Annotated in this window: 9 protein-coding genes; 4 read left to right on the forward strand and 5 right to left on the reverse strand. The window is 49.5% G+C overall.

The genetic code is table 11. The features are described from left to right. Positions 1 to 178: 178 nt before the first annotated feature. Positions 179 to 4,099 carry a phosphoribosylformylglycinamidine synthase gene (purL, locus tag AC2204_RS09075; RefSeq protein WP_318925192.1) on the reverse strand — a complete coding sequence of 1,307 codons (3,921 nt, stop codon included), beginning with the start codon at positions 4,097 to 4,099 and terminating at the stop codon, positions 179 to 181. A gap of 350 nt (positions 4,100 to 4,449) precedes the next feature. Here purL and mltF point away from each other — a divergent pair, with 350 nt between their 5' ends. Continuing rightward, positions 4,450 to 5,964, forward strand: coding sequence for a membrane-bound lytic murein transglycosylase MltF (gene mltF / locus AC2204_RS09080; protein WP_413466689.1), 1,515 nt, complete (start codon positions 4,450 to 4,452; stop codon positions 5,962 to 5,964). A 221-nt stretch (positions 5,965 to 6,185) separates the two neighbouring features. After that, positions 6,186 to 6,338, forward strand: a complete 153-nt coding sequence (locus AC2204_RS09085; protein WP_170107741.1) for a hypothetical protein — start codon at positions 6,186 to 6,188, stop codon at positions 6,336 to 6,338. A gap of 108 nt (positions 6,339 to 6,446) precedes the next feature. Here the strand turns inward: AC2204_RS09085 and tadA are convergent, their stop codons facing one another. Both tadA and AC2204_RS09095 read right to left on the reverse strand, forming a co-directional pair. Next, the gene (gene tadA / locus AC2204_RS09090; protein ID WP_318925193.1) at positions 6,447 to 6,968 is read right to left on the reverse strand and encodes a tRNA adenosine(34) deaminase TadA; all 522 of its coding nucleotides are present in this window, start codon (positions 6,966 to 6,968) and stop codon (positions 6,447 to 6,449) included. A gap of 109 nt (positions 6,969 to 7,077) precedes the next feature. Next, positions 7,078 to 7,947 carry a LysR family transcriptional regulator gene (locus AC2204_RS09095; protein ID WP_318925257.1) on the reverse strand — a complete coding sequence of 290 codons (870 nt, stop codon included), beginning with the start codon at positions 7,945 to 7,947 and terminating at the stop codon, positions 7,078 to 7,080. A gap of 224 nt (positions 7,948 to 8,171) precedes the next feature. Between AC2204_RS09095 and AC2204_RS09100 the strand changes: the two genes are divergently transcribed. After that, complete coding sequence (locus AC2204_RS09100; RefSeq protein WP_318925194.1) at positions 8,172 to 9,302, forward strand: S-(hydroxymethyl)glutathione dehydrogenase/class III alcohol dehydrogenase; 1,131 nt, start codon at positions 8,172 to 8,174, stop codon at positions 9,300 to 9,302. A gap of 85 nt (positions 9,303 to 9,387) precedes the next feature. Then, positions 9,388 to 10,233 carry an S-formylglutathione hydrolase gene (fghA, locus tag AC2204_RS09105; protein ID WP_318925195.1) on the forward strand — a complete coding sequence of 282 codons (846 nt, stop codon included), beginning with the start codon at positions 9,388 to 9,390 and terminating at the stop codon, positions 10,231 to 10,233. Positions 10,234 to 10,305: 72 nt separating this feature from the next. On the opposite strand, the gene AC2204_RS09110 is transcribed toward fghA, so the two are convergent. Then, complete coding sequence (locus AC2204_RS09110) at positions 10,306 to 11,865, reverse strand: AbgT family transporter (protein WP_318925196.1); 1,560 nt, start codon at positions 11,863 to 11,865, stop codon at positions 10,306 to 10,308. Between the two features lie 489 nt (positions 11,866 to 12,354). Continuing rightward, a complete protein-coding gene (gene guaA, locus AC2204_RS09115; RefSeq protein WP_318925197.1) occupies positions 12,355 to 13,938 on the reverse strand; it encodes a glutamine-hydrolyzing GMP synthase in 1,584 nt (527 codons plus the stop codon). Positions 13,939 to 13,952 lie beyond the last annotated feature (14 nt).

Consider the following 13,952-nt stretch of genomic DNA (forward strand, 5'->3'; position numbering starts at 1 on the left):
CACCAACCATTGTTCCAAATTAATAACAAATTATCTACAAGGCGAGAAAAATCGAACATCAAGGCAGATAAAGGCTAATTCAGCCGGCTTTTTGGCCGCTTTCACTCCGTCTGATTATAAAAAAGCCGCGACCTAATCAGATCGCGGCTTTTGGGGTACTTGGACGTTTGCGTCTACATCAACCGATATTAACGCGCGCGTTGCGGAACATGCGCATCCACGGGCTGTTTTCGCTCCAGTCATCCGGGTGCCATGAGTTGGCCACGGTACGGAATACGCGCTCTGGGTGAGGCATCATGATAGTCACACGGCCATCCGTGGTAGTCAGGCCCGTAATACCGTTTGGCGAGCCGTTCGGGTTAGCCGGATAATTCTGGGTAACATTACCGAAGTTATCCAGGTAACGCAGTGCCACCGTACCGGATTGCTCAATGGCATTGAGGTGTTCACCGTTACGAACTTCGACACGACCTTCACCGTGGGAAACCGCGATAGGCATACGCGATCCCGCCATTTCATTAAAGAACAATGAGTCACTCTTCTGCACTTCAACCAGGCTAAAGCGCGCTTCAAAGCGTTCTGATTCGTTACGTACGAAACGAGGCCATAGATCAGCACCCGGGATCAAGTCATGCAGGTTTGACATCATCTGACAACCGTTACAGACCCCCAGAGCCAGGGTATCGTTGCGGTGGAAGAAGGCTTCAAATTGATCTCGTGCCATGTTGTTGAACAACACTGACTTCGCCCAGCCTTCACCGGCACCTAATACGTCACCGTAAGAGAAACCGCCGCAAGCGACAAGGCCATTGAAACCATCCAGCTTCACGTTGCCAGAAAGAATATCACTCATGTGAACATCTCTCGCATCAAACCCTGCACGATCAAAGGCTGCTGCCATTTCCACATGGGAGTTAACGCCCTGCTCTCGCAGAATCGCCATTTGCGGTTTCGCGCCCTTGTTAATAACAGGAGCGGCGATGAATGGCGCAGCAACATCTTTGTTAATGTCAAAAGATAGCTTGATGTTCAAACCAGGATCGCTGTTGTCTTTCTTGGCCTCAAACTCTTGCAATGCACCTGCCGGGTTATCACGCATCGCCTGCATCTGATACGTGGTTTCAGCCCAGATAGTACGAAGTTCTGTCCGGCTCTGCTCTAAAACGCGGTCGTTGCCATTCCAGATACGAACCACATCTTCATCAACGACAGTACCAATCACATGGCTACAGGCTTCCAGGCCGTTTGCTGCCAGTACCGATTGAACCGTATCGAGATCTTCCGTGCGAACTTGCAGTACCGCACCTAGCTCTTCGTTGAATAACGTTGCCAGTACATCGTCGCATTCATCAAATTCAGAGGTGTTGATATCCACTTCAACACCGGTGTGACCGGCAAATGCCATTTCAGCCAGGGTGACATACAAACCACCATCACCACGGTCATGGTAAGCCAGTATTTTTTCATCTCGGACCAGAGCTTGAACTGCGTAGAAGAAGCCTTTTAGTCGCTCTGGGCTATCAACATCAGCAGGCTTGTCACCCAATTGCTTATAAACCTGTGCCAGTGCTGTTGCACCGAGGCGGTTTTGACCACAGCCGAGATCAATCAATACCAGGCTTGATTCGCCCTTATCGGTACGGAGCTGAGGCGTGACGGTCTTACGGACGTCTTCGACACGGCCAAATGCGGTAATAACCAAGGATAGCGGAGAAGTAACTTCCTTGTGTTCACCGTCTTGCTCCCACTGGGTCTTCATCGACATCGAGTCTTTACCCACCGGAATGGTCAGGCCAAGCGCCGGACACAGCTCTTCACCGATCGCTTTAACGGCTTCGTACAGACCCGCATCTTCGCCTGGGTGGCCGGCAGGAGACATCCAGTTCGCAGACAGGTTGATACGCTTCATGTCGCCGATATCAGCACTTGCGATATTGGTAATGGCTTCACCGACGGCTAAGCGTGCAGACGCACCGAAATCAAGCAGGGCTACGGGCGTACGCTCACCCATTGACATCGCTTCACCATGATACGTGTCATAGCTCGCAGCAGTTACGGCGCAGTTAGCAACCGGTACCTGCCACGGACCAACCATCTGATCTCGTGCAACCAAACCTGTTACCGTACGGTCACCAATAGTGATCAGGAAGGTCTTCTCAGCAACAGCTGGCAGACGGAGCACACGGTGGGTTGCTTCTTCTAGCTTGATCGCACTGCGGTCAATGGCCTGACCTTGCACTTTTTGCGTCTTAACGTCGCGATGCATCTTCGGCGCTTTACCCAACAAGATATCCATCGGCATATCAATTGGCGTATTGTCAAAGTGACTGTCTTCCAGCGTCAGGTGACGTTCTTCGGTGGCTTCACCCACGACGGCGTATGGCGCACGCTCGCGTTTACAGATCGCATCAAATACCGCCATGTTTTCTGGTGCAACCGCCATAACATAACGTTCTTGCGATTCGTTACACCAGATCTCTAACGGGCTCATACCGGGCTCATCGTTAGGTACATCGCGCAACTGGAACTTACCGCCACGTTCGCCGTCATCAACCAGCTCAGGCAGTGCATTAGAAATACCGCCCGCCCCTACATCGTGGATAAAGGCGATTGGGTTGTTTTCACCCATCTGCCAGCAACGGTCGATCACTTCCTGGCAACGACGTTCCATCTCTGGATTTTCACGCTGTACCGACGCGAAATCTAAATCTTCCGCAGACTGACCCGATGCCATGGATGAAGCGGCACCGCCGCCCAGACCAATGTTCATCGCTGGGCCGCCAAGGACGATTAATTTGGCACCTACCGGGATTTCTTTCTTCTGTACGTGTTCTGCCCGAATATTTCCCATGCCACCGGCAATCATGATCGGCTTGTGGTAACCACGGATTTCTTCACCGTTGTGCGAGATCACTTTTTCTTCGTAGGTACGGAAATAACCTAACAGGTTAGGACGACCGAATTCGTTGTTAAATGCAGCGCCACCTAGCGGCCCTTCGAGCATGATATCTAATGCGTTAACGATACGCCCCGGTTTACCGAAGTCGGTTTCCCATGGCTGTTCAAACCCAGGAACGCGCAGGTTAGAGACAGTAAAGCCCACCAGACCCGCTTTTGGCTTACCGCCGATACCGGTCGCGCCTTCATCACGAATTTCACCACCAGAGCCGGTAGAAGCGCCAGGCCAGGGAGAAATGGCGGTTGGGTGGTTATGGGTTTCTACTTTCATCAGGATATGTGCTGCTTCCTGATGGTAGTTATATTGACGAGACTCTGGATTGGGGAAGAACCGGCCGACGTCTGAGCCTTCCATGACTGCGGCATTATCTTTGTACGCAGACAGAACGTGCTCATGGTTCTTTTCGTAGGTGTTCTTGATCATTTTGAACAATGACTTTTCCTGAACGACACCGTCGATAGTCCAGTCAGCGTTAAAGATCTTATGGCGACAGTGCTCTGAGTTTGCCTGAGCAAACATCATCAGTTCGATGTCGTTAGGGTTGCGTCCTAATTTAGTAAAATTTTCGACTAAGTAGTCGATTTCATCTTCAGCCAGTGCCAGACCTAGCCGCCGGTTCGCCTCTTCCAGCGCTTTTCGGCCGCCAGCTAAAATATCAACGCTCTGAACTGGTGCCGGCTCAGCTTGGGTAAAGAGTGCAGTCACAGCATCTAAATCAGTGAAAACCACTTCCATCATCCGATCGTGGATCAGACCTTTGAGTTCGGTTAGCTGTACATCCGTCAGAGCAGCCGTTGTGTCTACATAGTAAGCCGTACCGCGCTCTAGGCGCTTAACGTTATTTAACCCACAGTTATGGGCGATATCAGTCGATTTAGAAGACCATGGAGAGATAGTTCCCGGACGAGGGGCAACCAACAGCATCGTGCCTGTCGGCTCATGCTCAGCAATCGTCGGACCGTAGGTTAGCAGGCTTGCCAGCTTGCTTTGTTCATCAGCATTCAGGGGAGCCAATACATCAGCAAAATGCATAAACTCAGCGTAAATGCCTGACACAGGCAGATCTAACTCGCGGCAACGCTCTAGTAGCTTATTAACGCGAAACTCAGACAGTGCGGGTGAACCACGCAAAATTTCCATGTGCGTACGTCTCTCGATTAGCAGTTGAATGAAGGTGATATTGGCCTAACACCCAGTTCAGCCACTGGGCTAATTACGTCAATGCCACCTTTTTCACCAAATTGACCCGATAAATCGAAGCGACGGAAGGTCAGCGGGCCCTAGTATAAAGGAATTTTTTTTGTGACGTAACTCTTGACGCAACCGTTTGCGTGTTTTTTTTCGATCCCGCCATCATATGAGGAAAAAGACACCATCTGGCCATTGTCGATGGCAAAATGAGTAATTCTTCCCGAGATCAGGGCAGAGTCACTTTGCTGAGTTGTCTAGCTTTGGTATAAAGAACCCCAAATTATAACAATGAGCATTTTTTGTTGAGCAATGATCTGTTAATCACGAAGATTCGATACCTCTTCATCATCTTCCTGACATTTGTGCTACTCAGCGGATGTAAGAGGCAGGAGAGCACGCAAAGCGATCTTAAACAGATCCGCGAAAGTGGTGTTCTTCGGATTGGTACGCTAAACAACCAGCTGTCATATTACATTGGCCCCGACGGCCCGACGGGGCTCGATTATGAACTCGCCCAGCGCTTTGCCAGCAAGTTAGGTGTCAAACTTGAAATGCAGCCAATGTTTGCCCTGTCTGGCCTGTTTCCCGCTTTACAACGTGGCGATGTCGATATCATTGCCGCAGGGTTGACGATCATCCCTGACCGTTTGGTCTCATTCCATGCGGCACCGGCTTATTATTATGCCAGCCAGGTCGTGGTGTATAAAAAAGGACAATGGCGACCTCGCACTCCGGCCGATCTTGCCCAAAACAAAGGTCGCTTAACCGTCGTCAAAGGCTCCAGCCATGAAAAACGCTTACTCGAACTGAAAGCGGTGTATCCTCAGCTGACCTGGGAATCTGTCGAGGAAATAGACAGCGATGAACTGCTACGGATGGTTGCCGCGGGCAAGCTCGATTTCACCCTTGCAGATTCAGTTGATGTTGCCCTGAACCAGCGTATTCACCCTGATATTGCGCTGGCGATGGAGCTGACCGAAGATGAAGCGATCAGCTGGTTCGTCAATAGCACAACCGATGACAGCCTTTATGCGCTGTTAATTGAATTCTTCGGCGAATTGCAGCAGAGCGGTGAATTGGCCCGGCTGGAAGAAAAGTACTTTGGTCACGTCGACACGTTTGATTATGTTGATACCCGTGCATTCTTACGAGCGCTCGAGAGCAAGTTACCTCGCTGGGAGTCTCTGTTTAAGAAGTATTCCAGTGAACTTGACTGGCGTCTGATCGCCGCGTTGTCTTATCAGGAGTCACACTGGAACCCACGCGCAGTTTCACCCACCGGTGTCAGGGGCATGATGATGCTGACGCTACCAACCGCAAAATCGGTTGGGGTCAAAAACCGGCTTGATCCTGAGCAAAGTATCCGTGGCGGTACCCATTACCTACGCAAGATGATCGGCCGTATTCCTGACAGTATCGAAGCTCACGAAAAAGTCTGGTTTGCCCTCGCATCCTATAACATTGGCTTCGGCCATCTGATGGACGCTCGCCGTTTAACCAGACAACAAGGCGGAAACCCTGATGCCTGGAGTGATGTTAAACAGCGCCTGCCATTGTTACGCCAGCAGAAGTACTACAAACAAACTCGCTACGGTTATGCCCGCGGGGATGAAGCCCTCAACTATGTTGAAAATATCCGCCGCTACTACCAGAGCATTATTGGTTACGAACAAGCGCATAACCGTGAGCCGCAGAGCGACGAGATTCAGATGATTGATGGCTTGCAAACTATCACCCCGATCTTACCGGACAAACAGTCCAGTGATCAGAATGTGCTCAGTAAGACAGAAACGATAAGCGAAGTCAGCCAGTAGCCTCATCGCTATAGGTTCACATACTCCCCAGCAGCCCTACGTCATGTAGGGCTGTTTATTTTTCGAGCGAAGCGTTATAGCAATCGGGATAAGTATCAAGGTGAGATCTGGATCATTCTTAATTTCATATAATTACGTCACAATCCGAGCAATATACAGCATCATCCGGTGCTTACTGTGAATCAGTGTTTGACTGGCACATCTTTTCAGAAGAGAAAATAATGAGATTCTCGAAACAACATTCGGCAATGAAGCGTTTAAGACAACGCCTTACATCGGCAGCAACCCGCCGTAAACGTCTAAGTATCAATACTCATCGTAAAACACTCTGGCGCCAGCGTACTTACATTGTTGCCGCTAACATTGCCAGCTAATACCGCGGGCTGATTTCAGATACGATTGGTTTCAGATGGGTAATAATAAAGCTCGGTCATTGTTTTTTACCGGTATTTCCGAGCTTTGTGATTGGCAGCCTTATCATCTTAAGATTTAGCTTGCGCTGCCTGTCTGGCTTTTTTCTCCGCTTTTTTTTCAGCCCGGCGACGCTTAAAAAATGCCTGCAGTTGCCCCCGGCATTCCTCGGCCAGTACACCTGACTGACAACCGACATGGTGATTGACCTGATCATAACTCAGCAGGTTCATCAGACTGCCTGCGGCACCGGTTTTCAGATCATGGGCACCAAATATCACTTTGCCTATCCGACTGTGGACCATCGCCCCCGCGCACATCGGACACGGCTCCAACGTTACGTACAGTGTGGCATCAATCAAACGGTAGTTCTGCACCACTTTTCCAGCCTGACGCAATGCCATGATTTCTGCATGTGCCGTCGCATCATGCTGACCAATCGAACGGTTCCAGCCTTCACCCACAACCTGACCGTTATACACGACCACTGCACCAACCGGCACTTCCCCTTCGGCTTCCGCCAGAGACGCCAACTCAATCGCACGGCGCATATACAGTTCATCTTGGTTTATGTCTGTGTTCTGATCTGTCACGGGCTTTCTCAAATACGGTCATTTATCTGCGCGGCCGATTATATACCCAAGCCACCTCAAGATGCGAGATTCTGCATTGTACGTGGTTGGGAATAAGCCACGTTAACGCCTATGCCAATTGTCCCGCCAGATAATCCACCAGCATCCGCACTTTAGGGGATAAATGGCGGTTGTTGGGATAGAGAGCCCATATCCCTTCTTTCGGCTCCTGATAATTATCCAGCACCGATATCAGGTTGCCGGCTTTAAGCTCCTCGTCAACATAGTAATCAGGTAGCTGTACCAACCCTATCCCTTTTAACGTCGCATCGAGTAAGCCATAGCCGCTATTACAGATCAGCGTTCCACCAACCCGCACGCTCTTTTCTTTCCCTGCTTCCTGAAAACGCCAGTAATCGTGATTGCCTACTAAACAGTTATGGTGGCGAAGCTCAGATAAAGAGTGAGGAACGCCATATTTTTCCAGATATTCAGGTGCGGCGCAGACAAACTGGGTCCGGTTGGCGAGACGTTTCGCCATCATGGTAGAGTTCGATAACTTGCCTAAACGGATCGCCAGATCGTAGCCCCCTTCAACCAGATCAACCTGCCGGTTGGTGAGATCGACTACGACCTCAACCTCAGGGTAACTCAGCATAAAGTTACTTATTAGCGGCATAATGTACTTTTCGCCATACGTCACGGGCGCTGTCAGCTTCACGATCCCTTGCGGAGTGTCACGCAGATTACTGATAGCCCTCTCCGCTTCTTCCAGTCCATCCATGATCTGACGGCAATGGCGGTAATACACCGTTCCTTCTTCGGTCAATGACACCTTACGGGTCGTGCGGTAAAACAGTTTTGTACTCAGCCTGTTTTCCAGCGCACTAATTTGCCGACTGACTTGTGCGGTGGAAATGCCCAGCCGCTTCGATGCCGCCGTAAAGCTACCGGTCTCCGCCACGGCCACAAACTCGGTTACCCCTTCCCATAAAAACATTGCACGACCTGCCTGCTGACTCATCCAGCCCTGATTATTACACACTGGTAAAAGTAATTTGCATTTCAAGCTAATTATCATCCATCAGGAAACAAATACAATAGCTTCCATTGAAACAAACCACGCAGCACCACAAAGTTATTCGTTGTTACCAAAATTCTCTCCTACTGTGTATGGGTAGGAACAACAATCAAAGGCTCAGAGCCTGAACAGAGAGAACGAAAATGTCTGATCAATTTATTAAATCCAAAGCCGCAATCGCTTGGGGTCCGAATCAACCCCTCTCGGTTGAAGAAGTCGATGTGATGCTACCTAAAGCCGGTGAAGTCTTAGTGCGTATCGTCGCGACGGGTGTTTGCCATACTGATGCCTTTACACTTTCCGGCGACGATCCTGAAGGGATCTTCCCGGCAATCTTAGGCCACGAAGGTGGCGGTATTGTTGAGCAAGTCGGCGAAGGCGTCACAAGCGTACAAGTTGGCGACCACGTTATTCCCCTTTATACGCCAGAATGTGGTGAATGTAAGTTCTGTAAATCAGGCAAAACCAACCTGTGTCAGAAAATTCGCGAAACTCAGGGTAAAGGCCTGATGCCAGACGGCACGACCCGCTTCTATAAAGATGGCCAGCCTATCTTCCATTACATGGGGTGTTCGACATTCTCTGAGTACACGGTACTGCCTGAAATTTCACTGGCAAAAGTCAGTAAAGATGCGCCACTGGAAGAAGTCTGCCTGCTAGGCTGCGGAGTCACCACCGGCATGGGTGCCGTTCTGAAAACTGCCAAAGTTCAAAAAGGCGATACTGTTGCTATCTTTGGTTTAGGCGGTATCGGCCTGTCTGCCATCATTGGTGCAACCATGGCTGGCGCCAGCCGGATCATCGGGATCGATATCAATGAAAGCAAGTACGAACTGGCGAAAAAACTGGGCGCAACGGATTGTATCAACCCGAAAGATTTTGATAAGCCCATTCAGGAAGTGATCGTTGAGATGACTGACGGCGGCGTAGACTTCTCGTTCGAGTGTATCGGTAATGTTGATGTCATGCGCTCGGCGCTTGAGTGCTGCCATAAAGGCTGGGGCGAATCGGTCATCATTGGTGTTGCTGGCGCTGGTCAGGAGATTTCAACCCGCCCATTCCAGCTAGTGACAGGGCGCGTATGGCGTGGTTCTGCTTTCGGTGGCGTAAAAGGCCGCTCTGAACTGCCAGAAATCGTTGAGCGTTACATGGCGGGTGAGTTTAAGCTGGATGATTTCATCACCCATACCATGGGCCTTGAGGCGATTAATGATGCGTTTGATCTGATGCACGAAGGTAAGAGCATCCGTTCAGTGATCCACTACGACAAATAATCGTAACCACGACAAGTTAGCGCTGCTCATGCAGCGCTAACTGTTTGCATCGTTGTTAACCTTTGATAGCCATTAAGAGTCCCTCATGACCCTAGACAATATCAGCGCCAGCAAATGTTTTGGTGGCTGGAACAAGCAATACACCCATCGTTCTGCAGTATTAAATTGTGAAATGCGCTTTGCCATTTTCCTGCCGCCACAGATCAGCAAAGGGCAGAAAGTCCCCGTTCTTTACTGGCTGTCAGGGCTGACCTGCACCGATGAAAACTTTATGCACAAAGCCGGCGCACAGCGTATTGCCGCAGATCTTGGGATTGCCATCGTCGCACCAGATACCAGCCCGCGCGGCGAAGGGGTCGCCGATGATCCCGATGCTGGTTATGACTTTGGTTTAGGGGCCGGCTTCTACGTCAATGCAACTCAGGCGCCCTGGAACCGCCACTACCAGATGTATGATTACGTGGTCAACGAGCTGCCGGATCTGATTGAAGCGCACTTTCCGGTCACGCAGCAACGGGCGATCAGCGGTCACTCGATGGGCGGCCATGGGGCACTGACTATCGCCTTGCGTAACCCGCAGCGTTACAGCTCGGTATCTGCATTCAGCCCTATCTCGAATCCGATTAACTGCCCCTGGGGACAAAAAGCATTTACCGGTTACTTAGGCCAAGACAGTGAAAGCTGGAAACAATATGACGCATCAGAATTAATGAAGCAGGCTGAAACCAAGCTACCGGCTTTGATTGATCAGGGTGATCAGGACGGTTTCCTGGCAGAGCAGCTCAAACCTGAAGCGTTAATCGCAGCAGCGCAAGCCAGCCAATATCCGTTAGAACTGCGCATGCAGGAAGGTTATGATCACAGCTATTTTTTCATGGCGAGCTTTATCGAAGATCACCTGCGTTTTCATGCCAGCCACTTCGCGGCATAATTCAACGCCTGCTAAAAAGCCCGGCACCTTGCCGGGCTTTAATAGTTTCCACTGAAAATATCTCAGTAAAAATCACATGCTATAGGTGTACGGAGCCTGAATACCCAGCGGAATACCGAGTGCCCAGTAGGCCAGCAGGAAGAGGGTCCAGCCAATCAGCATCGCGATAGAGTAAGGCATCATCATTGATGCAAGAGAACCAATACCGGAGCTCTTCACGTAGCGCTGCATATAAACAACAACCAATGGGAAGAAGACCATCATCGGCGAGATGATGTTCGATACCGAGTCACCGACACGGTAAGCAGCCTGTGTCAGTTCAGGAGAAATACCGACCGCCATTAGCATCGGCACCAGGATTGGACCAATCAGTGCCCACTTCGCCGATGCAGAACCCACCAACAGGTTTATCAACGCAGTAAGCAGAATCATACCCACAATTGTCACCTGACCAGGCAGGTTCATCGCGTGAAGCATCTCGGCACCAGAAAGTGCAAGTAGCGTACCCAGGTTAGACTGGCTAAAAGCAACCAGGAACTGGGCAATGAAGAATGCCATCACCATGAAACTGCCCATGCTGCTCATTGTCGCTGACATTGACTTAATGACATCGTCGCTCGACTTGAACGTACCAGCTACTTTGCCGTAAACCACCCCGGGGATCACAAACAGAATGAAGATCAACGGCACGATAGACTGCATCAGTGGTGCTTTAAAGGCGGTAATTTCACCTGCCGGCGAGCGCAGTGGCGAGGTTTCAGGGAAGACAGCGGCAATCAGTACTACAATACCTGCAACCATTGCCCAGCCAGCACGCGAGAAGGCTTTGCTTTCGGTTTCAGTGAAAGAGCCCATATCCGGCGCTTCTTCCGCATCGTCATCAACCGCGGTATTCGCTAGACGTGGTTCAATGATTTTCTCTGTCACATACCAGCCAATAGCCACAACTAAAACTGAAGATAACCCGGTAAATAGCAAATTAGATAGCGGGTTAACAATATAGGCAGGATCGAGAATTTGCGCCGCAGACTGGGTAAAGCCAGCAAGAAGAGGATCGATCCCGGAAGGAATAAAGTTTGCAGAAAAACCACCGGAAACACCCGCGAATGCCGCAGCGATACCCACAAGAGGGTGACGGCCTGCCGCATGGAAGATGATACCACCGAGCGGGATAACCAAGACATAACCCGCATCCGCCGCAGTGTGCGATACAATCGCCACTAGGATCAGCATCGGTGTTAGCAGTTTCGCCGGGGTGAAGTTAAGCATTTTCTTCAGGCCGGTATTGATAAAGCCAGACGCTTCTGCCACACCAACACCTAGCATCGCCACCAAAACAATCCCCAGAGGGGCAAAACCGGTGAAATTCTTCACCATATTTGCCAAGAAACTGGCAAATGACTCACCCGTTAGCAGATTTTTCACTTCAACAGCCTGTCCGGTTACAGGGTGAACAAAACCAAAGTCAAATTGAGATAATATTGCGGACAGCACCCAGACAATGATTAGTCCCCAGAAGAACAGCAACGCAGGATCCGGAATTTTGTTTCCTGTTCGCTCAATTACGTTTAAAAATTTATTCATCGCACTGGAAGGTACATCCGGTGCTTTTTGTACGGCTTCGTTACTCATGGGAGCTCCATGCTCTTGATGATGTTGTTAATTTGCGGCGGTGTATTTACCTGTCGGGGTCGGCAGGTATTTTGATCTTATCGCCAGTCAATCTGATACTTTCTTGATATGAAAAAGCCACCATATATTGTAATAAAAACAACCACAAAACAAGCATGTTAAACCAATTAATCTTACAGGCTTGCTAGGTTGTATTGTAAATAAATATTAATTAAAAACATAACCCTAACAACCACAAAACAATAACACCTCACTGCTACAACAATAGGTGCTGCAAAAAAATTGCTAAATGGCTCAATTATTAATGGCATTAGTATGATTTGCTTAAACGGAATTCCCGGAGCACGCACTTATCGTGTGGCAGAAACCAAAAAAGACACCCGCAGGTGTCTTTTGAATTCATGCTTGCCGAATTGGCTCAACCAGCACGATGTATTTTACTTTCGTCGCAAGTTCATGCCAAACGCGACATCAACCCGCAAAGAAAAATTATTCCCACTCGATCGTTGCAGGCGGTTTACCCGAAATATCGTAAACCACACGCGAGATCCCATCGACTTCATTGATGATACGGTTCGAAACCTTACCTAAGAAGTCATATGGCAGGTGTGCCCAATGCGCGGTCATAAAGTCGATAGTCTCAACCGCACGCAGAGAGACAACCCAGTCGTATTTACGACCGTCACCCATCACACCAACAGAGCGAACAGGCAGGAATACGGTGAATGCCTGAGACACCTTGTTATAAAGATCGGCGTTGTGCAGCTCTTCAATGAAGATAGCATCCGCACGACGTAGCAAGTCACAATACTCTTTCTTCACCTCGCCAAGTACACGCACGCCCAGACCTGGCCCCGGGAATGGGTGACGATAAAGCATGTTGTAAGGCAGGCCTAACTCTAACCCAATCTTGCGCACTTCATCTTTGAACAGCTCTTTAAGCGGTTCGACCAGCCCCATCGCCATATCGTCAGGCAGACCGCCCACATTGTGGTGCGATTTGATAACGTGTGCTTTGCCTGTTTTCGATGCCGCTGATTCAATCACATCCGGGTAAATGGTTCCCTGAGCCAACCATTTAGCATTTTTCAGTTTCTTTGATTCTTCATCGAATACATCGATAAACACATGACCAATGATCTTACGTTTTGCTTCAGGATCGTTCTCGCCAGCCAATGCATCTAAGAAACGGTCTTCGGCTTTAACATGTATAATATTCAGACCGAAGTGGTCACCAAACATGTCCATAACCTGCTCACCTTCGTTTAAGCGAAGCAAGCCGTTATCAACAAATACACAGGTTAGCTTGTCACCGATAGCACGGTGAATAAGCATCGCGACGACGGATGAGTCAACACCACCAGACAAGCCGAGAATAACTTCATCATCACCTACCTGCTCTTTGATATCCTCAATAGCATTTTCGATGATATTGGCTGATGTCCAAAGCTTCTCACAGCCACAGATATTAAGAACGAAGTTCTCGATAATACGCATGCCCTGACGGGTATGGGTAACTTCCGGGTGGAATTGCACACCGTAGAAATGCTTATCTTCGTTGGCAATTGCCGCAAACGGGCAAGTATCAGTTTGCGCAACCTTAACAAAACCAGACGGGATTTCGACCACTTTATCACCGTGGCTCATCCACACATCCAGCAAGCCATTTCCATCTTCGGCTACTGCATCTTCGATATTTTTCAGGAATGATGTTGGTTCAATGATTTCGACTTGCGCGTAACCAAATTCACGCATTGAAGAGCCAGCAACTTTACCGCCAAGCTGCTCAGCCATGGTTTGCATCCCGTAACACACACCAAATACAGGTACACCCGCTTCAAACACATACTGTGGTGCGCGAGGTGATTCATCTCCGGTTACGCTCTCTGGCCCACCAGAAAGGATGATACCGTTCGGGTTGAAATCACGAATATCGGCTTCATCAACGTCCCAGCTCCAAAGCTCACAATAAACACCAATTTCACGGATACGGCGCGCGATCAGCTGAGTATATTGAGAACCAAAGTCCAGAATAAGGATACGTTGGTCATGAATATTTGTAGATGTAGTCATTATCGAGAAGTCTC

The organism is Photobacterium sp., assembly GCF_057456235.1.

What these genes read in the sequence shown, in the direction of transcription:
- fghA (WP_318925195.1), top strand. Translation starts at nt 9,388, where the DNA reads ATGACCCTAGACAATATCAGCGCCAGCAAATGTTTTGGTGGCTGGAAC.
- purL (WP_318925192.1), bottom strand. Translation starts at nt 4,099, where the DNA reads ATGGAAATTTTGCGTGGTTCACCCGCACTGTCTGAGTTTCGCGTTAAT.
- guaA (WP_318925197.1), bottom strand. Translation starts at nt 13,938, where the DNA reads ATGACTACATCTACAAATATTCATGACCAACGTATCCTTATTCTGGAC.
- AC2204_RS09085 (WP_170107741.1), top strand. Translation starts at nt 6,186, where the DNA reads ATGAGATTCTCGAAACAACATTCGGCAATGAAGCGTTTAAGACAACGC.
- AC2204_RS09095 (WP_318925257.1), bottom strand. Translation starts at nt 7,947, where the DNA reads ATGTTTTTATGGGAAGGGGTAACCGAGTTTGTGGCCGTGGCGGAGACC.
- AC2204_RS09110 (WP_318925196.1), bottom strand. Translation starts at nt 11,865, where the DNA reads ATGAGTAACGAAGCCGTACAAAAAGCACCGGATGTACCTTCCAGTGCG.
- AC2204_RS09100 (WP_318925194.1), top strand. Translation starts at nt 8,172, where the DNA reads ATGTCTGATCAATTTATTAAATCCAAAGCCGCAATCGCTTGGGGTCCG.